At 68.5% G+C, this 23,181-nt stretch carries 23 protein-coding genes and 1 pseudogene; 14 read left to right on the top strand and 10 right to left on the bottom strand.

Annotated elements, in window-relative coordinates; genetic code table 11:
• Positions 1-37: 37 nt before the first annotated feature.
• Together HMF7854_RS03580 and HMF7854_RS03575 are read left to right on the top strand one after the other, a co-directional pair.
• Entirely contained in the window at positions 38-991 is a 954-nt protein-coding gene (locus HMF7854_RS03580) for an ABC transporter ATP-binding protein (protein WP_126720042.1), read from the top strand.
• The gene (locus HMF7854_RS03575; RefSeq protein ID WP_126717847.1) at positions 988-2,214 is read left to right on the top strand and encodes an ABC transporter permease; all 1,227 of its coding nucleotides are present in this window, start codon (positions 988-990) and stop codon (positions 2,212-2,214) included. Before HMF7854_RS03580 ends, HMF7854_RS03575 begins: the two co-directional genes overlap by 4 nt.
• On the opposite strand, the gene HMF7854_RS03570 is transcribed toward HMF7854_RS03575, so the two are convergent.
• The 3 genes and pseudogenes from HMF7854_RS03570 to HMF7854_RS03560 form a co-directional block, all read right to left on the bottom strand.
• Complete coding sequence (locus HMF7854_RS03570; RefSeq protein ID WP_126717846.1) at positions 2,147-2,575, bottom strand: sensor histidine kinase family protein; 429 nt, start codon at positions 2,573-2,575, stop codon at positions 2,147-2,149. The two genes, HMF7854_RS03575 and HMF7854_RS03570, sit on opposite strands and share 68 nt — an antisense overlap.
• Positions 2,576-2,621: 46 nt before the next feature.
• Positions 2,622-3,203: pseudogene (locus HMF7854_RS16235) on the bottom strand (PAS domain-containing protein); the annotation flags it as partial.
• A 105-nt stretch (positions 3,204-3,308) separates the two neighbouring features.
• Positions 3,309-4,070 carry a Crp/Fnr family transcriptional regulator gene (locus HMF7854_RS03560; protein ID WP_185829140.1) on the bottom strand — a complete coding sequence of 254 codons (762 nt, stop codon included), beginning with the start codon at positions 4,068-4,070 and terminating at the stop codon, positions 3,309-3,311.
• 171 nt (positions 4,071-4,241) lie between these two features.
• Here HMF7854_RS03560 and HMF7854_RS03555 point away from each other — a divergent pair, with 171 nt between their 5' ends.
• Positions 4,242-4,433: a hypothetical protein gene (locus HMF7854_RS03555; protein ID WP_126717845.1), complete on the top strand. Its 192-nt coding sequence runs from the start codon at positions 4,242-4,244 to the stop codon at positions 4,431-4,433.
• A 13-nt stretch (positions 4,434-4,446) separates the two neighbouring features.
• A complete protein-coding gene (locus HMF7854_RS03550) occupies positions 4,447-5,310 on the top strand; it encodes an aldose 1-epimerase (protein ID WP_126717844.1) in 864 nt (287 codons plus the stop codon).
• Here HMF7854_RS03550 and HMF7854_RS03545 read toward each other — a convergent pair.
• The 4 genes from HMF7854_RS03545 to HMF7854_RS03530 all read right to left on the bottom strand — a co-directional run bounded on the left by HMF7854_RS03545 (position 5,307) and on the right by HMF7854_RS03530 (position 9,983).
• A complete protein-coding gene (locus HMF7854_RS03545) occupies positions 5,307-6,023 on the bottom strand; it encodes a TorF family putative porin (RefSeq protein ID WP_126717843.1) in 717 nt (238 codons plus the stop codon). The two genes, HMF7854_RS03550 and HMF7854_RS03545, sit on opposite strands and share 4 nt — an antisense overlap.
• 22 nt (positions 6,024-6,045) lie before the next feature.
• Positions 6,046-7,926 carry a methyl-accepting chemotaxis protein gene (locus tag HMF7854_RS03540; RefSeq protein WP_126717842.1) on the bottom strand — a complete coding sequence of 627 codons (1,881 nt, stop codon included), beginning with the start codon at positions 7,924-7,926 and terminating at the stop codon, positions 6,046-6,048.
• Between the two features lie 61 nt (positions 7,927-7,987).
• Positions 7,988-8,791 (bottom strand): LytR/AlgR family response regulator transcription factor, encoded by an 804-nt coding sequence (locus HMF7854_RS03535; protein ID WP_126717841.1) that lies wholly within the window; start codon positions 8,789-8,791, stop codon positions 7,988-7,990.
• A 19-nt stretch (positions 8,792-8,810) separates the two neighbouring features.
• Positions 8,811-9,983: a sensor histidine kinase gene (locus tag HMF7854_RS03530; protein ID WP_126717840.1), complete on the bottom strand. Its 1,173-nt coding sequence runs from the start codon at positions 9,981-9,983 to the stop codon at positions 8,811-8,813.
• 215 nt (positions 9,984-10,198) lie between these two features.
• On the opposite strand from HMF7854_RS03530, the gene HMF7854_RS03525 reads away from it, so the two are divergent.
• The 3 genes from HMF7854_RS03525 (at position 10,199) to HMF7854_RS03515 (ending at position 15,207) form a co-directional block, all read left to right on the top strand.
• Positions 10,199-12,109, top strand: coding sequence for a M1 family metallopeptidase (locus tag HMF7854_RS03525; protein WP_126717839.1), 1,911 nt, complete (start codon positions 10,199-10,201; stop codon positions 12,107-12,109).
• A gap of 130 nt (positions 12,110-12,239) precedes the next feature.
• Complete coding sequence (locus HMF7854_RS03520) at positions 12,240-14,543, top strand: putative bifunctional diguanylate cyclase/phosphodiesterase (protein ID WP_126717838.1); 2,304 nt, start codon at positions 12,240-12,242, stop codon at positions 14,541-14,543.
• 403 nt (positions 14,544-14,946) lie between these two features.
• Positions 14,947-15,207, top strand: coding sequence for a hypothetical protein (locus HMF7854_RS03515; protein ID WP_126717837.1), 261 nt, complete (start codon positions 14,947-14,949; stop codon positions 15,205-15,207).
• A 4-nt stretch (positions 15,208-15,211) separates the two neighbouring features.
• Here HMF7854_RS03515 and HMF7854_RS03510 read toward each other — a convergent pair whose 3' ends face one another.
• Both HMF7854_RS03510 and HMF7854_RS03505 read right to left on the bottom strand, forming a co-directional pair.
• Complete coding sequence (locus tag HMF7854_RS03510) at positions 15,212-15,511, bottom strand: hypothetical protein (protein ID WP_126717836.1); 300 nt, start codon at positions 15,509-15,511, stop codon at positions 15,212-15,214.
• A gap of 64 nt (positions 15,512-15,575) precedes the next feature.
• On the bottom strand, positions 15,576-17,150 hold the full coding sequence (locus HMF7854_RS03505; RefSeq protein WP_126717835.1) for a hypothetical protein: 1,575 nt from the start codon (positions 17,148-17,150) through the stop codon (positions 15,576-15,578).
• Positions 17,151-17,763: 613 nt separating this feature from the next.
• On the opposite strand from HMF7854_RS03505, the gene HMF7854_RS03500 reads away from it, so the two are divergent.
• From HMF7854_RS03500 to HMF7854_RS03470, 6 genes are all read left to right on the top strand, one after another.
• On the top strand, positions 17,764-18,243 hold the full coding sequence (locus HMF7854_RS03500) for a PepSY domain-containing protein (protein WP_338056345.1): 480 nt from the start codon (positions 17,764-17,766) through the stop codon (positions 18,241-18,243).
• On the top strand, positions 18,240-18,548 hold the full coding sequence (locus tag HMF7854_RS03495) for a hypothetical protein (protein ID WP_126717833.1): 309 nt from the start codon (positions 18,240-18,242) through the stop codon (positions 18,546-18,548). Before HMF7854_RS03500 ends, HMF7854_RS03495 begins: the two co-directional genes overlap by 4 nt.
• Positions 18,549-18,551: 3 nt before the next feature.
• Complete coding sequence (locus HMF7854_RS03490) at positions 18,552-18,782, top strand: hypothetical protein (RefSeq protein ID WP_126717832.1); 231 nt, start codon at positions 18,552-18,554, stop codon at positions 18,780-18,782.
• The gene (locus HMF7854_RS03485) at positions 18,779-19,135 is read left to right on the top strand and encodes a hypothetical protein (RefSeq protein ID WP_126717831.1); all 357 of its coding nucleotides are present in this window, start codon (positions 18,779-18,781) and stop codon (positions 19,133-19,135) included. The genes HMF7854_RS03490 and HMF7854_RS03485 overlap by 4 nt, the downstream gene beginning before the upstream one ends.
• Before the next feature lie 3 nt (positions 19,136-19,138).
• Positions 19,139-20,212, top strand: coding sequence for a ribonucleotide-diphosphate reductase subunit beta (locus HMF7854_RS03480; RefSeq protein ID WP_126717830.1), 1,074 nt, complete (start codon positions 19,139-19,141; stop codon positions 20,210-20,212).
• 511 nt (positions 20,213-20,723) lie between these two features.
• Positions 20,724-22,031, top strand: a complete 1,308-nt coding sequence (locus HMF7854_RS03470) for an RNA-directed DNA polymerase (RefSeq protein ID WP_126717828.1) — start codon at positions 20,724-20,726, stop codon at positions 22,029-22,031.
• Here HMF7854_RS03470 and HMF7854_RS03465 read toward each other — a convergent pair.
• Positions 22,023-22,469, bottom strand: a complete 447-nt coding sequence (locus tag HMF7854_RS03465) for a GFA family protein (protein ID WP_126717827.1) — start codon at positions 22,467-22,469, stop codon at positions 22,023-22,025. The two genes, HMF7854_RS03470 and HMF7854_RS03465, sit on opposite strands and share 9 nt — an antisense overlap.
• Before the next feature lie 120 nt (positions 22,470-22,589).
• Between HMF7854_RS03465 and HMF7854_RS03460 the strand changes: the two genes are divergently transcribed.
• On the top strand, positions 22,590-23,084 hold the full coding sequence (locus HMF7854_RS03460; protein ID WP_126717826.1) for a hypothetical protein: 495 nt from the start codon (positions 22,590-22,592) through the stop codon (positions 23,082-23,084).
• Positions 23,085-23,181: the final 97 nt, after the last annotated feature.

The following is a 23,181-nucleotide window of genomic DNA, read 5'->3' as shown; positions in this document are numbered from 1 at the left end:
CGCTCGTCAGGTCCTTGCTCGTGCCAGGTGAACCGTGCTGCAACACTCCTCCCTCCAGGCTCCGGCGATCGAGGCGATCGACCTCGTCAAGGACTTCGCCGACAAGCGCGCGGTCGACGGCGTCAGCCTCAGCGTCCCCGCCGGGAGCATCTACGGCATCCTCGGCCCCAACGGCGCGGGCAAGACCACCACGCTGCGCATGCTGCTCGGGATCATCGACCCGTCGAGCGGGATCCGCCGACTGCTCGGGAGCGAGCGCCCGCTCGAGATGGCGCGCGAGGTCGGCTACCTCCCCGAGGAGCGCGGCCTCTACCCCGCCATGCCGGCGCGCGAGGCGATCGCCTTCATGGGCGCGCTGCGCGGGCTCCCATTGCGCGAAGGCCGCCGCCGCGCCGACCGGCTGCTCGCCGACTACGCGCTTCAGGACTGGGCGCGAAAGCCGATCCGCACCCTGTCCAAGGGCATGGCGCAGACCGTCCAGCTGCTCGGCACCCTGGTCCACGAGCCGCGGCTGATCGTCCTCGACGAGCCCTTCTCGGGGCTCGACGCGATCAACCAGGGCAAGCTCGAGCAGCTGATCCGGAGCAAGGCCGCGGAGGGCGCCACCATCCTCTTCTCGACCCATGTCATCGCCCACGCCGAGCGGCTGTGCGAGCGGATCGCGATCATCGCCGGGGGCAAGGTCGCGTTCGAGGGCGCGGTCGCCGAGGCGCGCGACCGATTGCAGCCGATCGTCCGCCTGCGCACCCGCGCCGCCGACGGTCCGTGGCGCTCGGCGATCCCGGCCACCGCGCAGGTCGCCGGCCGCGACTTCACCTTCGAGCTTCCGGCGGGCGGCCCCGAGCCGCTGCTCCGCGCGCTGCTCGACGGCGATGCCGGGATCGAGACCCTGTCGATCGAGCGCCCCGGCCTACACGACGCCTTCGTCGCCATCGCCGGCGACGCCGCCGCCCGTGCCATGGGCACCGCCGGCACGGAGCCGCAGCCATGACCCGCTTTCGCCGAATGATCGAGGCCGCCTTCGTCATCGGTCGCCGCGACTTCACCGCGACCATCTTCTCCAAGACCTTCATCCTGTTCCTGGTCGGGCCCTTCTTCCCCGTCCTGTTCGGCGGGCTGTTCGGCACCATCGCCGGCAAGACCGCCGCCGACAGTGCCGCGCCGCACATCGCGGTGCTGGCTTCCCCGGCCGAGGTCGGCCGGCTTCAGGCGGCGCGTGCCCAGCTCGCCGAGGCGATCCCCGGCGACCAGCTGCCCGAGCTCCGACCAGTCGCGCCCGCCGGCCGACCCGGGCGCCAGGTCCAGGCCCTGCTCACCGCGCCCGACCCGCCGCTGGCGGTGCTGAGCGGCGGGCTGGAGCGACCGCTCCTCACCGGCAGCCTCGGCAGCGACAGCGATCCCGCGCGGCAGATGCGGTGGATCGTCGCCGCCGCCCGCCAGCCCGCCGCCGCGCCGCTCGCGCCGCTTGCGGTGGTCCGCGCCGGCCCGGGCGCCCCGCCCCCCGCCGCCGAGCGCGAGAAGACCGCGCGCGCCGGCCAGGTCGTGCTCTTCTTCTTCACCTTGCTGCTCGCCGGCATGCTGCTCAGCCAGCTGATCGAGGAGAAGTCCAACAAGGTGATCGAGATCGTCGCCGCGGCGGTCCCGGTCGAGGCGATGTTCGTCGGCAAGCTGTTCGGGATGCTGTGCGTCTCGCTGGTCGGGATCGTCATCTGGGTCTCGACGGTGGTCGCCGCGATCTTCGCCTTCGCTCCCGACCTCGCCCCGCGCATCCCGGTCCCGGCGGTCGGCTGGCCGCTGTTCCTCGTCATGGGCGCGCTCTACTTCGTGATGAGCTACCTGCTGCTCGGCGCCGCCTTCCTCGGGATCGGCGCGCATGCCTCGACCGCGCGCGAAGTCCAGACCATGTCGATGCCGGTCACCATGTCGCAGCTCGCCCTGTTCGCGCTCGCCTCGGCCGCGGTCGGCCAGTATGACCGGCCGATCGGCCTCGCCGCCGCGCTCTTCCCCCTGTCGTCGCCGCTGACGATGGTGGCGCGGGCGGCAGAGAGCGGGGTGCTCTGGCCGCACCTCGTGGCGCTCGCCTGGCAGGCGCTGTGGGTCGCCCTCATCCTCCTCTTCGTCGCCCGGCTGTTCCGCCGCTCGGTGCTCAAGTCCGGGGCGCAGCGGCCGGCACGGCGCTGGTGGGGGCGTCGGGAAGCGGCATCGCGAGCGTGAAGCTCACCCCGTCGGGCTTCAGCTCGAGCCGGGTTTCCGCCTTGAGGTCGTAGGGCAGGCTCTGCAGCAGCAGCTCGCTGCCGAATCCCGGGGGCCCGGGCGGCCCGCCGGCCGGACGCCCCGTCTCGCGCCACAGGAATTGGAGCGTCGGCCCGACCACCGACCAGCGGACCGACAGCCGGCCCTGCCCGTCGCCGAGCACCCCGTAGCGGACCGCGTTGCTGGCCAGCTCGTGCATCGCCAGGCTGACGCTCTCCGCGCGGCGCGAATCGAGCGCCACCTCGGGCCCGTCGATCGTCACCTGGCCGCCCTCCTGGACCGCATGGACCAGCAGCTCGTCCTCGACCAGCTCGCGCAGCACGATCCCGCGCCGGGGATCGCGCGCGAGAATCGCCTTGGACCCGGCTGAACGCTCCCAGCCGGCCCTGAAGGTTCTGGTCGAACTCCTCGACGCTGCCGCTGTTGCTCGCGGTCCGGCGGACGATCGAGCGGATCACCGCCAGCGTGTTGCGGACCCGGTGCAGCGGCTCGGCGAGGAGGACCCGTTGCTCCTCCGCCGCGGCCTGCTTGCGCCCGTCGATGTCGAGGTTGAACCCGAGCCAGCCGGTCAGCCGGCCGGCCCGGTCGCGGACCGGAACCGCCCGGCCGTTGGTCCAGCACCAGCCGCCGCTCCCGGCGCGATGGATCCGGTATTCGGCGTCGAACCCGTCGCCGGCGGCGACCGCCGCTTCCCACGCGGCGCGGGTGGCGGGGCGGTCGTCGGGATGGATCGCGTCGAGCCAGCCCCAGCCCTTGGCCTCGGCCAGCGTCTGCCCGGTGAAGTCGGACCAGCTCCGGCTCCGCCCCAGCCCCTGTCCCTGCGCGTCGCTCTCCCAGCAGGCCTGCGCCAGCCCGGCGAGCAGCAGGTGCCAGCGCACCTCGCCCGAACCGCCCCCGGACACGGACGTCCCGGACCCCAGCCACCGGCGAAGCAGGCCACTCAGAACCATGGTTCCCCTCAACGCAGACCGGGTTGCGGGGTGCCGCAGCCCGTCGCGGCCGGGCGATTGCCGCCCTCGACTGCGGCAAATGGCGCACAGGGGACCGCTCCAGCCCTATTCATTGGCGTCGAGGTGCGCCCCCTCATGCTCGAGGTGCAGATATTCCGGGTTGAACATGGCGGTCGACTTGAGCGCGGCCATGTCGAGGATGGTGAGGCGCCGCCCGGCCAGCTCGATCAGCCCGTCGCGCCGCATCGCCTGCAGCGTCCGGTTGACATGGACCGGGGTCAGCCCGGTCGCGTCGGCGAGGTCGAGCTGGGTCAGCGGCCACTCGATGCTGTTGCCCTCGGCCATGCCGACCGTCTGCAGGCGGAGGAACATCTCGACCATCAGGTGCGCCATCCGCTCGTAGGCGGTGCGCTGGCCGATGTTGAGCGTCCACTCGCGCTGGATCGCGGTCACCACCAGCTCGTGCCACCACAGCGCCTGGACGATCCGCGGCCGCTCGCTGATCAGCCGCTCGAAACTGTCGCGGCCGACCTGGGCGGCGGTGACCGGGGTGATCGCCCCGACATTATGGTCCATCCGCTTGAGGATGTAGATGTGCGGGTCGCACAGGTCGCCCGGGACGAACAGCGCGACGATCTGCCGCCGCCCGTCGGGCAGCGTCTTGTAGCGGCAGGCCCAGCCCGAGAGGATGAGGTTGACGACGCGCGGCTCGTCGCCCTCGCGCATCAGGTCGCGCCGGGCATCGAAGGTCCGGATGCCCTCGCCGGCGGCGAGCAGCAGCGCCTTCCGATCGTCGGCGGACAGTCGGACATAGGCTTCGAGCCGTCGGATTAAAGCGTTTGCCACGCCGTCACTGATCGCCCCCATCTTGTCTGACTAGGCGAAGGAAGCCCGGGTGCCGCTTACCTATGTTAGGGCCGCCGCCGGTCCCGCGGGCTCCATGGTCGATTTGCGCGAAATGGCGGAAATTCACCTTTGTAAATGCGACTCGCCCCCGTTTCCGGCACAGTCTGGGCGCAAGAGCGGGAGAATGAAACCATGTACGACGAGGAGCATGTGTACCACTTCCGAAGGGCCCAGGCGGAGCTGGACCGCGCGCGGGAGGCGCGGCTTCCAGCGGCGGTCCGGGCCCATGTCGACCTTGCCGCGATGCACCTGCGTCGCAGCGTGCGCGACGCGCTCGGCGGGTCCGACCTGGCCGACAAGGTTGCCATCGCGATCGGGGAATGATTAGTCGGGGCGGATGTCCCGACTTCACCTCAGCGCCGGTCCCCTGACCCTCGATCTCGCCCCCCAGCACGGGGGAGCGATCGCCCGGTTCGACCATGGCGGCCGCCCGGTAATGCGGCCGGCGCCCGACGCCACCGAGGCGGTGCTCGAGATGGCCAGCTTCCCGCTGGTCCCGTTCGTCAACCGCATCCGCGACGGCCGCTTCCGCTGCGGCGGCGTGACGGTCGAACTCGCCCCCAACATGGCGAACGATCCCAGCCCGCTGCACGGCCAGGGCTGGCTCAGCGAGTGGACGGTGGTCGAGGCCGACGACGAGAGCGCGGTGCTCGCCTACCGCCACGAACCGGGCGAATGGCCGTGGCGCTACGACGCGGTGCAGCGCTTCATGCTCGATCCCACCGGCCTGTTCGTGCTGCTGACCTGCCGCAACCTGTCGGACACGCCGATGCCGTGCGGCCTCGGCATCCACCCCTATTTTCCCTGCGACGGCGAGACTTTGCTTGATACCGGGGTGACCGCCGCCTGGACGATCGACGACAAGGTCCTGCCGGTCGAGCGCGTCCCCGCCGAGGGCCGCTTCGACCTCCGCCAGCGCCGCATCTGCGGGCAGAACCTCGACAACGGGTTCGACGGCTGGAACGGCCAGGCGCTGCTCCGCTGGTCCGACGGGCTGAGCTGCACCATCCGCTCGTCCGACGCGCGCTATTTCCAGGTCTATTCGCCCGCGACCGGCGGGATCGTCGTCGCCGAGCCGGTGCAGCACGCCAATGCCGCGCTCAACGAGCCCGAGGAGCGCTGGGCGGAGCTCGGCATCGTCATGCTCGCGCCGGGCGACGAGCGCAGCATCTCGGTCCGCTTCGAGGTTGCCCAGGGCTAGAAGCCCCGGCCCAGCCCCAGCACCAGCCCCGCCCGGCCGAGCGGGTCGCCGCCGCTGTGCGCCGTGTCGACATAGGTCGCGGTCCAGGTGAAGCCCGCGCGCTCGACCGAAACCCCGAGCGTCCAGTCGCGCTTGGCGTTGCCGAACGCCCCCTGCTCGACCCCGAAGCTAACCTGCAGGGTCAGCGGCGTGCGCGGCAGCGGCAGGCTCCCCGTCGCCTGGACATAGACATTGTCGCGGCCGCCGAGCGCGCGCTGGCGCGGCGCGTAGCTGACCAGCAGCCCGACCTCGGGTCCGCCGAGCGAGCGGGCGATCCGCGCGTTGAGCTCGCCATAGTCGCTCCGCCCGATGCCGGGGAAGACATAATAGACCGCGCTGAGGTCGAGCTCGGCCCCGCCGAGCGGGTGCGTCCAACCGGCGATCGCGTCGATCTCCCAGTTGTTGCGCCCGTTGCCGGCGATGGTCGAGGTCCACAGCGTCCCGTAGGCGCCCCCTTCATAGCCGAGCCGCAGCTCCTGCTGGAGGGCCGCGCGGCGGCGGGTCACGGTGATTCCGCGGTTGCGATAGTCGCTCACCGTCGACAGCCGGTAGTCGAGCGCGAGGGCCGGCACCGGCGCCGCCGCGGGCCGCTCGGTCGGCAGCTCGGACGCCGCCGCCGCCGTCGTCGCCGCCGGTGCGAGCAGCATCCCCGCCGCGATCAGGTTCAGGCGCATGGTCGCTCCTCCTCCATGGAAGTCAGGCGGCGCGAAGCCGCTCGATGAACTGGGCCGAGGCCGCGCGCAGCTGCTCGGCCCGGCCCGCCAGTTCGCTCGACGCGCGCGCCACCTCGGCCGACAGCTCGCCCGCGCTGCCGATGGTCTGCGCGACCCGCGCGAAGCGGCTCTTGATCTCCCGGGCGCTGGTCGCGACCGCGGCGGCATGGCGGTCGATCTGGTCGGTCGCGCTGCGCTGCTCCTCGACCGCCGAGGCGATGGTGGTGCTGATCGCCGACATCGACCCGACCTGGCCCGAGACATGGCCGAAGGTCGCCACCGCGTCCCCGACCTTCTCCTGCACCGCCAGCACCAGCGCGGCGATCGTCGAGGTCGCCTGAGCGGTCATCCCGGCGAGCCCCTTCACCTCCGACGCGACGATGCTGAACCCCGCCCCCGCCGGCCCGGCGCGGACCGCCTCGATGCTGGCGTTGAGCGCGAGGAGGTCGGTCTGGGTCGCCAGCTCCTCGATCGAGCCGACGATCGTGCCGATGTCGGCGGCGCCGTCGGCGAGCGAGCGGACCACCTGGTCGCCGTGCGCGCTGGAGCGGACCACGGTGCGGGACAGGTCGGCCTGGCTTTTCACCTCGGTGGCGATGGCGACGATCGAGGCGAGCAGCTCCTGGGTCGCGGTCGCCACCTCGCCCGCCGCGCCGCTGGCGTCGTCGGCGCGGATCGAGGCCTCGGTGACGATCGCCCTGGTGTCGCGGGTGAGCCGGTCGAGCTGGCTCGCCGACCCGCCCAGCTGCCGCGCCGCGCCGAGCAGCGAGTCGGCGACGTCGCCCACCGTCTGCTCGAACGCCTCCGCCAGCTCGGCGACCAGCGTCACCCGCTGCTCGGCCATCGCCGCGTTCAGCCGTTCATTCTCCTGCCGGACCGCGGCGATGGTCCGGCGCAGTTCCTCCTGCCCGGCCTCCTGCTGCGCGACCAGCCGCTCCTTGGCGTCGTGCAGCTCGTCCAGCGCGGTGCAGGCGGTTGTCGCGTCGGCCGAGGCCTGGCGCTGCGCCGCGATCATCCGCCGCACGTTGGAGCGGCTCTGCAGCACCAGCAGGTGGCACAGCACGCCGATCAGCAGGAACACCAGCAGCACCAGCGGAAGCACCCGCGCGCGCAGCTCGGTGCCGGGCCGACCCTCGTCCCAGGCGAGCCCGCCGACCGACCGCCCGGCCGGGTCGCGAAGCACGATCGGCGCGCTCGCGGCGGAGGCCAGCTGGAGCCCGCGGATGTCGTAGTTGCGGCCGAGCTCGCCCAGCAGCCGCGGGTCGACCAGCTTGACGAACACGATGTAGGTGGCGGGGCCGGGCGGCAGCCGGGCCGTGTCGCTCGGGACCACCGCGGCGATCCCGAACAGTGCCGGCATCCCCCGCACCCGGGTCAGCCCGGTCAGCCGCTGGTCGGTCCCGACCGGCCGCCGCCGCAGCTCGCGCAGCGCGCTGGCATAGGGCGCGCCGAGCAGCGCCGCCGGGTCGTCGCGGGTCAGCCGGTCGCGGTCGCTGGACAGCAGGATGCGGTCGCGCCCGTCGACCACGAACACATGCTCATAGCCCTGGACCGAGTAGAGATAGGGCGCGTAGTTGGCGCGGACGAACTCGGGGTCGAAGCGCAGCACCAGCCGCTCGACCGCGTCGTCCCACACCCCATAGTCGCCGAGATTGCGGCGAATCATCTCCTGCCGCGCCGCGATCGCGGTCTCGATCAGCTGCTTCTCGCGCCCGAGCTCGGCGCGGTCCTGCGCCCGGGTCATCCACAGCACGGCCGCGAGCAGCGCGAGGCCGAGGCCGCCGACGATCACCGCCAGCGGCATCAGGAAGTGGAACAGGAAATCCCGTCGCCAGTCCGTGGGTTGCTTCCACGCCTCGAGCACGGAGCCATTTTAGGACGGACGCCGCCCCCGCCCGGCGGCGGCGCCGGAAAGAGTCAGCGGATCAGTGGACGAAGCGCGCGACCACGTCGCGGTAGCTGCGGCTGACCTTCACCTGCGCGCCCGAATCGAGCACCAGGAAACATTCGCCGTTGGTGTGCGGCTTGACCTGGCGGACAAGGTCGAGGTTGACGATGGTCGACCGGTGGACCCGCTGGAAGCGCCGCGGGTCGAGCCGCTTTTCCAGGTCCTTCATCGTCTCGCGCAGGATCAGCGTGTTGTCGCCGGTCTGGATGCACATATAGTCGCCGGCGGCGTCGATCCGCTCGATCGTGTCGACGTCGACGCGGAAGATCTGCCCCTGGTCCTTGATGTTGATCATCTTCTCGAACCGGCCCGCGGCGGGGGCGTCGGGCGCCGCGTCGGCAAGCTCGCCGGCCGCTTCCGGGGCATGTTCGGCAAGCGCTTCCTTCAGCCGCTCGACCTCGGTCACCCCGCGCTTCTCGGCGAGCCGCTGGCGGACCCGGTCCATCGTCGCCGCCAGCCGGTCCTCGTCGACCGGCTTGACCAGGTAATCGGTCGCCTGCGCGTCGAAGGCGCGGACCGCATGCTCGCCGAACGCGGTGACGAAGACGAACAGCGGCGGCTCGACCTCCATCAGCCCCTGGATCACCGAGAAGCCGTCGAACCCGGGCATCTGGATGTCGAGGAAGACGAGGTCGGGCTTGTGGGTCTTGATCTGCCGGATCGCCTCGCGGCCGTTGGCGGCGGTGGCGACGATCTCGACGTCGTCATGGGCCTCGAGCCGCAGCCGGAGACCCTGGGTCGCCAGCGTTTCGTCGTCCACGAGAATGGTTCGGATCGTCATGCCTTGTCCTTGCTAGCGCTCATGGGCGGCTGTCGAGTGGCCGCGCGTCGAGCGGAATGTCGATGATAACGCTGAATCCCCCGTCTTCGTTCGCTCGTGTCGTGAAGCTCTGGGCCGCACCATAGGCTTGCGCCAGACGGTCCCTGATGTTCGCCAGGCCGACTCCGGTCGACTGGGTGGCGGAGAGCCCGTCGCATCCCTCGCAGCCGGTGTCCGTCACCTCGATCCGCACCCCCGCCCCCTCGCGCGTCGCGCGGAGCCAGATGTCCGCCCCGGTCTCGCTCGGAGTCACCGCATATTTGATCGCATTCTCGATCAGCGGCTGGAGCAGCAGCGAGGGCAGCCGCGCGCCGATCGTCGCCGGGTCGATCTTGAAGTGCGGGCGGAGCCGGTCCTCGAACCGCATCTTCTCGATCTCGAGATAGAGCTTCAGCGTCTCCACCTCCTGCGCCAGGGTCACCTGGGCAGTCGGTTCGTTGACCAGCGTGTAGCGGAGGAAGCTCGACAGCCGCGCCAGCATCGCGTTGGCCCGCTCGGTCTGCTTCAGCAGCACCAGCGTCGAGATGCTGTTCAGCGTATTGAACAGGAAGTGCGGGTTGAGCTGGTAGCGAAGCATCGCCAGCTGCGCGCTCGACGCCTGCAGCTCGAGCGCCGTGCGCTGGTCGATCTCCTCCTCGAGCAGGAGGTAGTAGTTGATCCCGTAGTAGAGCGCCGACCAGGCCGCGAGCAGCGCGAAGTTGAGGAGGATGGCGCCGAGATAGGCGACCCCGACCGGCTTGGCCCCGGGCTTGAGGAAGGTGGCGTAGCTCCACGTCTCGATGATCGAGAAGGACAGCGCCGCGACCATTACCGCGATCAGCGAGAGGATGACGGTCAGCGCCGCGCGCATGGTGATGAGGCGGCGGAACAGCGACCCCATCAGCAGCGTCAGCGAATAGCCGGTCGCCGTCAGCAGCAGCGTGTGGACGACGAACATCGCCCCCATGTTGTTGGCGAAGCCGCTCAGCAGGCGGAGGATGAAATAGCCGCTCCAGCCGATCGACTGGAGCGTCCAGAAGGCGCGGTTCTTGTCCTGGAAAAAGGGGGCGTCGAGCCCCACGCCCTTGAGGATCGGGCGCGCCGGCGAGCGCACCTTGGGGTGCGGCTGCTGGGCGTGCGCGGGGACCGCCGCCGGAGCTACGCTGGTCGCCATCCCTGCCGTCTCTCGCTGGGCATCGCGTCCATATAGGCGTGCTCGGCCGCAGGGTCCAACAGCCGATCGCCGGCGGCGGCGACTTTCGACGAACGTCCGTCGCGCGCCTCGCAGCCCGTCCGCCGTGGCCGCCGGCGGGAGATGACAAGCGGCGCAAAAGGCCGGATAGGCGGGTCTTCGACCCCGCATTCCCGCCATTTCCCGACCGGAGCCCCATGACCCCGACCCGCCGCGCCGCCGCCCTCCTCCTCCTGGCGGTCGCCGCCTGCCGGCAGGACCCGGAGCCGCGCGCGACCGGTCCGGCCGAGCCCGCCGCCGCCCCGCTGCTGCGCGGCGCCGACGCGGTCGACAGCCACAGCCTCGCCCGCCCCGAGGTGGCTCGGGTCACCCATGTCTCGCTCGACCTCGCGGTCGACTTCGACGCGCGCACCATCGGCGGCACCGCCACGCTCGACCTCCAGCGCCGCCCCGACGCCCGCGAGATCCTGCTCGACAGCAAGGGGCTGGCGATCGAGGCGGTTGCCGACCAGCGCGGCCGGCCGCTCGACTATCGGCTCGGCGCCCGCGATCCCAACCTCGGCAGCCCGCTCGCCATCGCGCTCCGGCCCGACACCCGGCGGCTGGCGATCCGCTATCACAGCGCGCCCGACGCCGCCGCGCTGCAGTGGCTGACCCCGCAGCAGACCGCGGGCCGCCAGCAGCCCTTCCTGTTCAGCCAGGGCGAGGCGATCGAAACCCGCAGCTGGATCCCGACCCAGGATTCCCCAAGCATCCGCCAGAGCTGGGACGCGACCATCCACGTTCCCGCCGGGATGACCGCGGTGATGAGCGCGCCGCGCGCCGCCGAGCCGATCACCCAGGGCGGCGAGAGCGTCTTTTCCTACCGAATGCCCCACTCGGTCGCGCCCTACATGATCGCGATCGCGGTCGGCGACCTCGCCTTCCGGTCGCTCGGGCCGCGCTCGGGGGTGTGGGCCGAGCCCGCCACCCTCCCCGCCGCCGCGCGCGAGCTCGGCGATACCGAGAAGATGATCGACGCCGCCGAGCAGCTCTACGGCCCGTATCGCTGGGGCCGCTACGACATGATCATCCTGCCCCCCGCCTTCCCCTTTGGCGGGATGGAGAACCCGACCCTCACTTTCCTCACCCCGACCTTCCTCGCCGGGGACCGCAGCCTCGTCAGCCTCGTCGCCCACGAGCTCGCCCACAGCTGGTCGGGCAATCTCGCCACCAACGCGACGTGGAACGACTTCTGGCTCAACGAGGGGCTGACCACCTATGCCGAGCGGCGGATCGTCGAGACGCTCTACGGCCCGAAGGTCGCCGCGCAGCAGGTCGCGCTCGGGATCGACGCCCTCAACCAGGCGGTGAAGGACGCCGGTGGTCCGACCGGCGCCGACACCCGCCTCCACCTCGACCTCAAGGGCCGCAACCCCGACGACGGGCTGACCGACATCGCCTACGAGAAGGGCGCCGCCTTCATGCGGATGCTCGAGAAGGCGGTCGGCCGCCCCGCTTTCGACGCCTTCCTCAAGGGCTGGTTCGACCGCCACGCCTTCCAGCCGGTGACCTCGGCGATATTCCTCGCCGACCTCCGCCAGCACCTCGTCAAGGGCGATGCCGCGCTTGAGAACAGGCTCCAACTCGACCGCTGGGTCTACCAGCCCGGGATCCCCGCCAACGCCGTTCCCGCCGACCCGCAGGCGTTCGCCACGGTCGACCGCGCGGTCGCCGCCTATGCCCGCGGCGGCCAGCCCGACCTCGCCGCCTGGCGCGGGTGGGACACCGACGAGCGGCTGCGCTTCCTCAACCGGCTCCCGCGCAAGCTCCCCGCCGCCCGTCTCGCCGCGCTCGACCAGGGCTTCGGGCTCGATCGCATCGGCAACAGCGAGGTGCGCTTCGCCTGGCTCAGCCTCGCCGTCGCCAACCGCTTCGACCCGGCGCTGCCCAGCCTCGAGCAGTTCCTCACCGGGCAGGGTCGCGGCAAGTTCGTGAAGCCGCTGTTCACCGCGCTTGCAAAAGACCCCGAGTGGGGCCTGCCGATCGCCCGCCGCCTCTACGCCAGGGCGCGGCCGGGCTATCACCCGCTGGTCACGCGCGACCTCGACAAGCTGAAGCTTTCTTAATCAAGCTTGCCAAGATTGTCGGCGTACCCAGGCGCCGCCTTTAACTGCGCCTCAACCCTCTTTCGCTACCGCCGATCCGACCAGAAAGGCGGACGGCTCAGTGTACGAGGCTCCAGATCGCTATAAAAGAATGATTGCCGCCCGGCTTCCGGACGGCGAATCGGCTGCGCTCGCGCAGGGCGTGGAGGACGGCGCCTCGCCGTTCCGCGACGCCCAGCTGATCGCCCGCGGCCAGCTCGCTCCCTTCTTCGCCGCCGCCAACATGGTCGCCGCGCTGCTCGCCGTCGGCGGGCTGTGGGGGTCGGTCAAGCCCGGCTACCTGCTCGGCTGGATGGCCGCGGTGGGCGGCCTCAACTTCCTCCTCATGCACTGGGCGCGCAACCAGGCGGTGACCTGCGTCGGCCGCTCCGGCCGGCCGGTCCCGCAATGGATGATGCTCGCCGACGTGCTCGCCCGCGCGTTCGTCTGGATGAGCCTGCCGCTGTGGCAGTTCGCCAATCTCGATCCCGGCGCGCAGCTGATCGCCGCCTCGATTCTCGCCGGGCTCGGAGTCGCCGCGCTCGGCCTCATCGTCGTCCCCTCCTGCGCGCTGGCCTGGGTCAGCGCCTTCACCGCCGGCCTCTGCACCGTCCTCTTCGTCGGCCGGGCCAGCGTGCCCTTCCAGCACATGCTGTCGATCATCTTCACCATGGGTGTGGCGGTGTTCGGGGTGCTGACGGTCGCCCGCTGGGCGCTGCACCAGCTCAAGACCAACGCCGACATGGGCTCGGCCAGCGAGAGCGCCTCGCTCCTGCTCCAGGAATATGAGCAGCGCGGCGTGGGCTGGCTGTGGCAGGTCGATGGCGACAACCGCGTCACCTACATCAGCTCGCGCATGACCGCGCTGCTCGGCCGTCCGGCCAACGCCCTGCTCGGCCACTCGCTCCCCGCGCTGCTCGGCGGTCATGCCGAGCTCGGCCGGGTGCTGCTCGGCAAGCAGCCGTTCAACGCGCTCGAGATGGAATTGAAGACCCCGCGCGGGACCCGCTGGATTTCGATGGCGGGCGACCCGATCATCGACACCGCCGGCCGCTTCGAGGGCTTCCGCGGGGTCGGCAGCGACATCACCGACATCCGCCAGACGCAGGAGCGGCTGACCCACCTCGCCAACATGGACGTGCTGTCGGGCCTGCCCAACCGCGGCCGGGTCCGCCAGCTGCTCGGCGAGGCGCTCCGCCAGGCGACGGTCAGCAATGTCCCCTGCGCGATCATGTTCCTCGATCTCGACGGGTTCAAGCCGGTCAACGACACGTTCGGCCATCCCAAGGGCGACGCCGTCCTTCAGGCGGTCGCCAAACGGCTGTGCGACGAGGTCGGTCCGGAGGGCACCGTCGGCCGCATGGGCGGCGACGAGTTCGCCATCGTCATTCCCGACGGGCAGAGCCGCAAGAAGGTCGAGCAGCTCGCCGACCGGATCATCGTCTCGATCCGCGAACCCTATATGATCGACCAGACCGAGATCCGCATCGGCGTCTCGGTCGGCTGTGCCTTCGGCCCAATCGACGGGGCGACGGTCGACGACCTCATCCTCAAGGCCGACCTCGCGCTCTACCAGGCGAAGGATGCCGGCCGCGGGGTCGCCCGCTATTTCTCCTCCGAGCTCCAGTCGGAGCAGGACGACCGGGTCCGGCTCGAGGGCGACATCCGCGCCGCGATCGACAGCCGCCAGTTCCACCTCGCCTTCCAGCCGCTGGTCAGCGCCAAGACCCAGAAGCTGGTCGGGTTCGAGGCGCTCATTCGCTGGAACCACCCCAAGCGCGGCTTCGTGCCCCCCAACGTGTTCATCCCGGTCGCGGAGGAATGCGGCCTGATGGGCCCGCTCGGCGAGTTCGTGGTCGACGAGGCCTGCCGCGCCGCCGCGCAATGGCCCGAGCCGATCACCGTCGCGCTCAACATCAGCCCCAAGCAGATCATCCTGCCCTCGCTGCCCAACACGGTCAGCCAGGCGCTCGGCCGCTACAAGATCCCGGGCAACCGGATCGAGCTGGAGGTCACCGAGGGCGTCTTCCTTGGCGACAACAACCAGACGCTCGACGTCCTCAGCCGCCTTCGCGCGCTCGGCGTCGGCATCGCGCTGGACGACTTCGGCACCGGCTATTCGTCGATCGGCTATCTGAACAAGGCCGTCTTCCACAAGCTGAAGATCGACGGCAGCTTCGTCCGCGAGGCCGGCACGAGGCCCGAGAATGTCGCGATCATCCAGTCGATCGTCCAGCTCGCCAAGAGCTTCCGGATGAACGTCACCGCGGAAGGGGTCGAGACGGCCGAGGATTTCGAGCGGATGCGCGATCTCGGGGTCGACACGATCCAGGGCTATCTGTTCGGCCGCCCGCTGTCGTTCGACCGCGCCAACCAGATGGTGACGGGGCTCGCCTCCAAGCGCATGGCCGGCTGACCGGCCGCCTCCGCGAGTCAAAATTTTACCGCCTGCCCCGCTCTCGCGCGGGGTCGTCCGTCTCCGTCCCTGGACGGTGGCGGCGCGGCGCAGGGGCCGCGGCAAAAGCGGCCTGCCCCGTCAACTTGTGACCGGCTTCGCGCTGGACAGGCCCGCGCCGGATTGCGCACAACCGCCGGTGAAAGGAGCGCTTGTCCCATGTCGATGACCGATCGTCGCCCGACCATCATGTCCGCGACCGCGCTCCTTGCGGCGGCGGGCGTACGCGTACGTCTCGTCGACGGAGCGGGAGCCGCCTCTGACTAGCTGATCCAGCCAGGAAGAAGAGCTCACCACCCGCTCCGGCCAGCCCGAAGCGGGTTTTTTATTGCCCACGACCAGCGCGAACGAAGGAGCAAGACCCATGGCCAGCCTGACCATCGACTTCCAGCCCGGCGAACAGACCGTCCCGCAGATCCTCGACTGCGTCGGCCGTCACGGCTGCTACATCCGCTCGATCCGGGTCATCCCGACCTTCGCGCGGCATGCCTCGACGCTGCACCTCAATCTCGGCGGCCCGTCCGACCCGTTCCACTACATGCCCCTGCTCGGCGAGCTGGAGAGCATGGACGAGATCATGGGCCGGATCGACATGCGCCCGACCGAGGCCGGCGCCGCGGTCTGAGCGGCTAGTTGCCGAGCGCCCAGCGCGCGGCGATGAACCGCTTCGCTTCCTCATATTCGGCGACCGTGACCCGCCCGTCATGGTCGCCGTCGGCGATCTCCTTGAAGGCGGCCAGCGCGCGCTGCGCCTCGAAGGTCGTCAGCCAGCCTTTGTGGCCGGTATCGTAGACCTGGGTCGCCCAGTTCTTCAGCGCGGGATCGCGGTCGAACAGCTCGTTTGCGTAGGGGTTGACCGACACCGGCTGCGGGGTCGCGCCCACGGGCGGAGCGGCGACCATTCCGGCGGCAAGCAGCAAGGCAAGCATCTGACTCTCCTCACCCACCCCCGACTTGCCCGAAGCAACGCCGGACGGCCCGCTTCGGGTCCGCTCAGCGATGCAGGCGGTAGAGGATCGCGCCGGGCGAGCGGTAGACCGGGGTCGCGCCGGGCGGCAGCAGCCGCGGGTCGAGCGAGGGGAAGTCGATCAGCCAGAGATAGTCGAAGGCGTCGAACCGCGCGGTCCGGAACCGCGGGACCACCTCCTTGGCGGTCGCCGGCCAGTCCTTCTGGCAGCCCGGCGCCAGCGTCACTTGCGAGGGATCGGCGCGGTTGGGCTCGGCCTCCATCGGCTTGATCGTCAGCAGCTTGGCCCCTGGCATGTCCCAGATGTCGTTGGCGAAGCCGCTCCGTCGCACCACCGTCATCGAGTTGAGGTGGTTGTTGCGCGGCAGCGGGAAACCCTCGTGCCCGCAATAATTGTAGACGAAGGACAGCACGCGCGACCCCTCCGGCACCCGGTCGAGCGCGCGAAGGTCGGCGTTCTGGGCCTGCGCGGTGACCGCGAGGCTGGTGGTGACCACCCCGATCCGGAACAGGTAGAAGGCGAGCGAGCCGATCGCCACCAGGTTCATCGCCCGCGCGCTGCTGCCCGCCCGCGGGCGCAGGCAGAGCAACGCGATCGCGCACAGCGCCGGGACGATCCGCTCGTCGGCGAAGTCCGAGCCGAACACCTTCTGCGGGAGAGCGATGAAGGCGACCAGCAGCAGCACCGCGCTCGCCGCCAGCGTGCGCGAGAGGGCGAGCCCGCCGCGCCACGCGAGCAGCGCGCCGCTCGCCACGATCAGCAGCGCCATCGAGCCCATGTCGATCAGCCGCGAACGGTCGTGGAGCGCCTGGCCGATGTAGATCGCCTTGAGATAGGCGCCCCAGTTCTCGGTCTTGCCGAGCCCGTTCTCGCGCCACAGCAGCATCGGCAGCAGCGGCGCGGCGAGCGGCAGGCAGTCGAGCCCGGCGCGCCACAGCGCCTGCCACCACGGCCGCTCCTGGTCGTGGCGGCGGACCGCCTGCGACCCGAACACCATCAGCCCGAGCAGGCCCCAGCCGTACATGTGGCAGACCCAGATCGCGAGGCTGATCGGGACGAACAGCGCCGCCCGCAGCCGCTGCCGGCCGAGCCGCTCCAGCCGCAGCCACAGCGCAAAGGCGAGGAACGCCAGCCCCATGCCCAGCGCATAGTTGACGAAGCCGTAGAGGAAGGGCTGGCCGTAGGCGAAGGGCAGCGCCAGCGCGGCGGTCGGCGGCAGCCGCCCGTGGATCTCGCGCGCGATCCACAACAGCCCCGCGGCGGTGAGCAGCGGGATCGACAGGGTGATCAGCTTCACCGCCGGCTCGAGCCCGAGCAGCTTGCCGAGCGGCCAGACCAGCAGGTCGACCCCAAGATTGCCGATCAGCGTCCAGTGGAACGTGTAGTAGCGCGAGAGGAGCGCTGACTGCGCGCCGTCGAGCTCGACCCGGTAGCGCGCCATGTGCGACGGGAGGTCGAGCAGCGGGGGAACGGTTGGATAGAGCAGCGGCACCGCGGCCAGCACCATCAGCAGCAGCGCGAAGCTGCGCTTCTCCCACCAGTGGGTCCCGACCCGATAGTCGATGCCGACGGGGGCCACCTGGCCCCGGGCCATATCCAAAATGGTTTCTCCTATGATCGCAGGGCGCGCGCGCTGCCCGGCCTGTCCCGTCCCGGCAAGGGCAACCACCGCCAAACACGGGGAGTTGCCTCAGACTCGGGACGAACAGTGCTTGTTAAATAATTGTAATTGTTCGCTTTATCGGTTGAAGGTCTCTGCTGAACCTCGGCCCGCAGCGATGTCGCACCCGATGGAAACGGTTCGACCCTCGCCAAGGCTCCCGTCGGTTCGTCTCCGTCAGGATATTTGCCAATCATTCACGGCAGCGGTTCGTCCGGCCGTCGGTCTTGGCGCCGGCCATGGCGATCCGCTACGAGAACATATCAGGAACATCGCGTAAGATGACCCGGTCTGGCGATCGTTTCGCCTCACCGAGACTAACGGCACATGTCGTGGCAATCTGCTCACATATCCCCTATATATGGTGACGAAATATCCCCAACTTTGTGCTGCCCGAGCAGATTCCGCCTAGAGCGATGCCGGTTCGCGGTTACAGTGAGCGACGGGCTGAGTCGGGGGATAAGCGGAAGGGCCATGCGGGCAGATACGGGACAGCGCTGGAGCAGGATGCGGACGCCGCTCGGTGCCTCCGTGGCTTACGCGCGGCTGACTCCTGCCCCTTGCATCCCGGCGCCGGTTCGGCTTTCTCCTGTTGCGAACCATTCGCAACAAGGAGCATTGCATGCGTAAGTGGCACCGCTGGACATCCGTTCTCTTCGGCCTGTTCATGCTGTGGATCGCCGTCACCGGGGTCGTCGTCCAGGGCGGGCGCATCTACGCCCAGGGCCAGCCGCGTCCCGCCGCCGCGCCCGCCGCGCCCGGCGCGCCGCAGGTTCGGGAGCGCGAGGGCCCGCCGCCCGCCGCCGCCGGCCAGCGTCCGCCGCAGAGTCGGCTGCGCCAGGTCATCCACTTCGTGACCGAGCTTCACTCGGGCGAGCAGTTCGGGATCGTCGGGATGGTCCTCTCCCTCCTCTCCGGCGCCGCGCTGGTCTTCTTCTCGGTGTCGGGCATGTGGATGTATGTCCAGCTCTACACCGGCCGGCTGAAGCGGCTCCCCAACCCGACCGCGCGGGAGCGCTTCTTCTGGCGATGAGCCGCCGCGCCGCCCCGCTCGCCCTCTTGGCCCCCGCGCTCCTCCTCGCCGCCTGCGCACGCGAGGCGGCGAGCGCGGTCGCGCCGGGCGCGCCGGGCTTCCTGCTCGGCCTGTGGCACGGCTTCATCTTCCCGGTCGCCTGGGTGATCAGCCTGTTCGACCCTCGCGCCGCCATCTACGCCGTTCCCAACGACGGCGGCTGGTACGACTTCGGCTATTTCCTCGGCATCGTCGTGTTCGGGGTTGGCGCGCGCAAGGGCCATGTCGTGACCCGCGATCGCATCGTCCGGGTCCGCGAGCGGTGAGCGGTGAGCGGCGCCAACATCCTGTTCGTCGTGTTCGGCGCGCTGATGCTGCTCGGCGGGCTCGCCGCGCTCGGCCTCGGCATCGCCGCGCGCAAGACCGACGAGAAGCGCGGCGAAGCCCTGCTCATCGCCGGCACCATGGCCGCCGCCTTCGGCCTCATCCTCGCCGGCTTCGCGATCGCCTACGCCACGACCAAGCCCTACGACTTCAACAGCACGGGGGAGGTGCGGTGACCTACCGCCAGTCCAGCTACGATCCGCTTGCCGCGACCGTTCAGGGCAAGCCGCTGCGCCCGTTCAACTGGGTCCAGTGGACCGGAGTCGCGCTGTTCGTCGTCGGCGTCGCGCTGTTCCTCGCCCAGCTCGCCGGCGCGGCCGGGCTCCCCGCCTTCGCCGCCTTCCGCAAGGCGCCGGGCGTCTTTCCGATGCTGATCGGCCAGCTCCTGGTCTATTCCCGCCGCGAGGAGCTGCCCCGCCTCGATACCGAGGAGCAGCGCGCGAAAAACCGCAAGGCCATCGCGCTCACCACCCTCGTCGTCGCCGCCGTCCTTACCGCCGCCGCCTTCATCTCGCTCAAAGGAGCCTAATCCATGCCCCTCCTCCAAGCCTCCAAGACCTACAAGCCGTTCGAATATCCCTGGGCGTTCGAGTACTGGAAGCGCCAGCAGCAGATCCACTGGATGCCCGAGGAAGTGCCCTTGGGCGAGGACTGCCGCGACTGGGCGCAGAAGCTCTCCCCGCACGAGCGCAACCTCCTCACCCAGATCTTCCGCTTCTTCACCCAGGCCGACGTCGAGGTGCAGGACTGCTACCACGACAAGTACGGCCGCGTGTTCAAGCCGACCGAAATCAAGATGATGCTGACCGCCTTCTCCAACATGGAGACGGTGCACATCGCCGCCTACTCGCACCTCCTCGACACGATCGGCATGCCCGAGAGCGAATACAGCGCCTTCCTCCAGTACAAGGAGATGAAGGACAAGCACGACTATCTCTCGACCTTCGGCGTCGACACCGACGAGGACATCGCCAAGACGCTCGCCATGTTCGGCGGCTTCACCGAGGGGCTGCAGCTGTTCGCCAGCTTCGCGATGCTGATGAACTTCCCGCGCTTCAACAAGATGAAGGGCATGGGGCAGATCGTCAGCTGGTCGGTCCGCGACGAGAGCCTCCACTGCGAGGGCATCACCCGCCTCTTCCACGCCTTCGTCAAGGAGCGCGACTGCCTCACCCGCTCGGTCCAGGACGACATCATCGACGCCTGCCAGAAGACCGTCCGGCTCGAGGACAATTTCATCGACCTCGCGTTCGAGATGGGTCCGGTCGAGGGAATGACCCCCAAGGCGATCAAGAAGTATATCCGCTACATCGCCGACTGGCGCCTCGGCCAGCTCGGCCTGAAGCCGATCTACATGGTCGACGAGCACCCGCTCCCCTGGCTCGCCCCGCTCTTGAACGGCGTCGAGCACGCCAACTTCTTCGAGACCCGCGCGACCGAGTACAGCAAGGCCGCCACGCGCGGGAACTGGAACCAGGTCTGGGACAATTTCGACCGCCGCCAGAAGGCCAAGGCCGGCGTTGCCAACGACGCGGCGGAAGCGGCGTCCGGAGACGGCGCGAGCGACGGGGACATGTTCTCGGCCGCCGGGGTGGCGGCGGAGTGACTACTCTGCCACGACCCCTTAAGGAGCTAAAGTAAGTTCCGCCGCCCCCCCCCCCCGCTCTGTCTAATTGGAGAACTCAATGGCAACAAGTTCCGACCTGAAAGTGTGGGTCGTCGATGCACTTCAGAGCAGCGGCCCAGCCACGGTACCGCAGATTGCAAAGCACATCTGGGACAATCACGAAGCGGAACTTCGTTCTTCCGGGAACCTCTTTTACACTTGGCAGTATGCGATGAGGTGGGCTGGCCAGCAGTTACAAATGGAGGGAAAGCTTAGAAAGAAAGGTGCAGGCCGCACTTGGTTTTTGCTTTAGGCCGAGTTCCAGATAGGAGTCTTTCTGCTTACCGCTCAAGCCGCTGCAACCTCGCTACTGCAGGCGAACTACCTTCCGAGGCAACGTAAAAGCGCGGATGAGTTGCCCCCACTGCTCACGTCGCAAGATTTGACTCTTACAATCGTAGGTCAATTCGCAGGTGCGCCAAACTCAAACCCGAAGCCAGGCTATGACTCCGTGGAGCTTGGCCAAACTCGCGCCGACGGACAGCTTCGCATTACGTCAATTCCGCATCCATCAGCATATGGGCGACTCGTTGATCTGATCCACGCCCATTGGGCCGGCCTGGAGCACATCTGTCACAATACCAAGAGCCGGATCAGACCACGGCGCCACCCGGACGGCCGAATTGTGGTGATGAACTACGGAGAATGGCAGACTAGAACACTAGGACATATCCGTGAGAGCTTCGGCGCAAAAGTCTTAGTTAAGGCAGACATCGCGAACTTTTTTGGTAGCTTGTACACACATTCGATACCGTGGGCACTTGTAGGAATAAAGACTGCCAAGTCGACTATAAAGCAGCCGCTATGGTACAACGACCTAGATAACGCGCTTCAATTCTGCAAAAGACGTGAAACTAATGGAATAGCCGTTGGACCGGGAACGTCCAACATATTCGCCGAGATTGTTTTGGAGAAAGTGGACGAAGATCTAAAGGGCTACCTCTTTCATCGTTATATAGACGACTACACGGCATTCTGCACAACTATCGAGGAGGCGCGTCGGTTTGTTCGCGATTTAGAACGCGCGCTTGCTAAATTCAAACTGACTTTAAATCACTCCAAAACGCGCTTTTCCGACCTACCGCATTCTGTGTCCCCTGACTGGGTCCTGCAGATACGACGGAAAATACGGGTTTTAGATGAGCCGGTAAGGCCGGGAGCAGCCGTCGACTTTATTGACTTCGCACTGCTTCTATTCGAGATCTCAGGTGATCCGAACGGCTTGAAGTATGCCTATCGCGCACTCGCAAGTAAGGATAGGCACTATTGGACAGATAGCGTTGTGGTTGAGTATGGCTTATTACTTGTATCGAGGTTTCCTTCGATCGTTCCGGCCCTACTCCCGTTTATGCTAAACGCAGCAAATCGGTCAGGTCGATTGATACTTCAAGAGAAACTACTCTCGATCCTCGAGGACAGTGTTTCACGTGATCGCACGGATCTTGCCTGCTGGGCTATGTATTATATTGACTTGATCGGCGGCTCACTGCCGGACGAAACAGTGCGCAAATGCGTTGAAAGTCTTGACTGCCTCGCGATTTTGACAGCTTTTCGGTTTTCGGACACTGGTCAGAGAAAGGCAATCTTGCCCTTTGCTCGGCGCATAATAGGTGCGCCAGACATCCATGATCGTCACCGATATTGGATGTTAACTTACGAGCTTTATCGTTGCGGTTATCTTAAGACTGTTGCGGACGAGACCGGGATATTCAAGGTTCTAAGCAATAACGGGGTCGCGTTCATGCCATCGCTAGCTTGACCCGGGGCGGGGTGATTGTTCGTTCATGCAAGGCCGATCCCCCTCGAACCCCTCCAGCCCGAAATCCGGCAGCCATTCCTCCCGCCGCACCGTCCACAGCTCGTAGCTCGGCCGGAACTGGTCGGGCGCGTCGAGGGTGCCGAGGTGGAGGTCCACCTCCTCCCCCCACCGCCCGAACAGCGACGAGCCGCAGGTGGGGCAGAAGTGTCGCGCGCCGGAGGCGTGCGGCGCCTCCGGGTCCGCGGCCGGCTTGCTCCACGCCCGCGTCTCACCGCTGACGCTCACCGCCTCGGCGGCGAAGATCGCCGCGGCGAAGAACAGCGCGCCATGATGTTTGCGGCAGTCGAGGCAGTGGCACAGCCCCACCCGCTTGGGCTCGCCCCGCGCCTCCACCCGCACCGCCCCGCACAGGCACCCGCCCCGCGTCACCCGCTCCATCCTCGCGCTCCTCCTGCTGCGACTGTTTCCCGGCAGCGACAATAGCACGCATATCCTCGCGCAGAGACGCAGAGGCGCGCGCTAACCGCTTTGCAAGTCCTTGCCGTTACGACGCCGGCGATGACCGAGCTTCAGCGCATCAGCATCATGCCGCAGGAGCAGCACCGGCAGGCCACGGACGAGATCAATTGCTGGCGCGGCCATTGCCTCGACTGGTTCGCCCGGGTGGAGCAGGCGAGCTTCGAGGTCATGGAGGCGATGGTCGCCAAGAACCTCCAGACGCATAATCCGGCGACCTTCGGGGCTCGGCTGGCGGCGCTGGAGGAAGCTCTGGCGGACCATCCGTCCGCCGTCGCCAAGAAATGCCTGGCCGCGCTGCTCGACCTTCGCGCACCGCTTAAGCTCCGCAACGCCATCGTTCATTCGACCGGATCGATCTGGTTCGATCAGAAGGGTCGCTGGCTGTGGCGCTATCGTTTCCGCTCGGCGGCGACGCGCCATTCGGTTGAAACCGGCGCGATCGACCAGGCCGATGCGCGTGAGCTGCTCAAGACGCTGTCGGGGAGCGGCCGCAGCCTGTGCGATCGCCTCGCGAACCTGACCGCCAGCCTCTAACCGCGCCACTCCGCGCCTCCGCGTCTCAGCGCGAACCACCAACTCTTTCCTACACGAACCCGTTTGGTTACTCTCTCGCCGTTTATCCGCAGCGAAA

Origin of the sequence: Sphingomonas ginkgonis (assembly GCF_003970925.1) — a bacterium.
GTDB classification, from domain to species: domain Bacteria; phylum Pseudomonadota; class Alphaproteobacteria; order Sphingomonadales; family Sphingomonadaceae; genus Sphingomicrobium; species Sphingomicrobium ginkgonis.
The sequence above is the reverse complement of the archived record's forward strand: the minus strand, read 5'-3'. Positions and strand labels throughout refer to the sequence as shown.

Coding starts and splice junctions, on each gene's coding strand:
- HMF7854_RS03575 (WP_126717847.1), top strand. CDS start 988: ATGACCCGCTTTCGCCGAATGATCGAGGCCGCCTTCGTCATCGGTCGC.
- HMF7854_RS03560 (WP_185829140.1), bottom strand. CDS start 4,070: ATGGGGGCGATCAGTGACGGCGTGGCAAACGCTTTAATCCGACGGCTC.
- HMF7854_RS03555 (WP_126717845.1), top strand. CDS start 4,242: ATGTACGACGAGGAGCATGTGTACCACTTCCGAAGGGCCCAGGCGGAG.
- HMF7854_RS03550 (WP_126717844.1), top strand. CDS start 4,447: ATGTCCCGACTTCACCTCAGCGCCGGTCCCCTGACCCTCGATCTCGCC.
- HMF7854_RS03545 (WP_126717843.1), bottom strand. CDS start 6,023: ATGCGCCTGAACCTGATCGCGGCGGGGATGCTGCTCGCACCGGCGGCG.
- HMF7854_RS03535 (WP_126717841.1), bottom strand. CDS start 8,791: ATGACGATCCGAACCATTCTCGTGGACGACGAAACGCTGGCGACCCAG.
- HMF7854_RS03530 (WP_126717840.1), bottom strand. CDS start 9,983: ATGGCGACCAGCGTAGCTCCGGCGGCGGTCCCCGCGCACGCCCAGCAG.
- HMF7854_RS03525 (WP_126717839.1), top strand. CDS start 10,199: ATGACCCCGACCCGCCGCGCCGCCGCCCTCCTCCTCCTGGCGGTCGCC.
- HMF7854_RS03520 (WP_126717838.1), top strand. CDS start 12,240: ATGATTGCCGCCCGGCTTCCGGACGGCGAATCGGCTGCGCTCGCGCAG.
- HMF7854_RS03515 (WP_126717837.1), top strand. CDS start 14,947: ATGGCCAGCCTGACCATCGACTTCCAGCCCGGCGAACAGACCGTCCCG.
- HMF7854_RS03510 (WP_126717836.1), bottom strand. CDS start 15,511: ATGCTTGCCTTGCTGCTTGCCGCCGGAATGGTCGCCGCTCCGCCCGTG.
- HMF7854_RS03495 (WP_126717833.1), top strand. CDS start 18,240: ATGAGCCGCCGCGCCGCCCCGCTCGCCCTCTTGGCCCCCGCGCTCCTC.
- HMF7854_RS03480 (WP_126717830.1), top strand. CDS start 19,139: ATGCCCCTCCTCCAAGCCTCCAAGACCTACAAGCCGTTCGAATATCCC.
- HMF7854_RS03465 (WP_126717827.1), bottom strand. CDS start 22,469: ATGGAGCGGGTGACGCGGGGCGGGTGCCTGTGCGGGGCGGTGCGGGTG.
- HMF7854_RS03460 (WP_126717826.1), top strand. CDS start 22,590: ATGACCGAGCTTCAGCGCATCAGCATCATGCCGCAGGAGCAGCACCGG.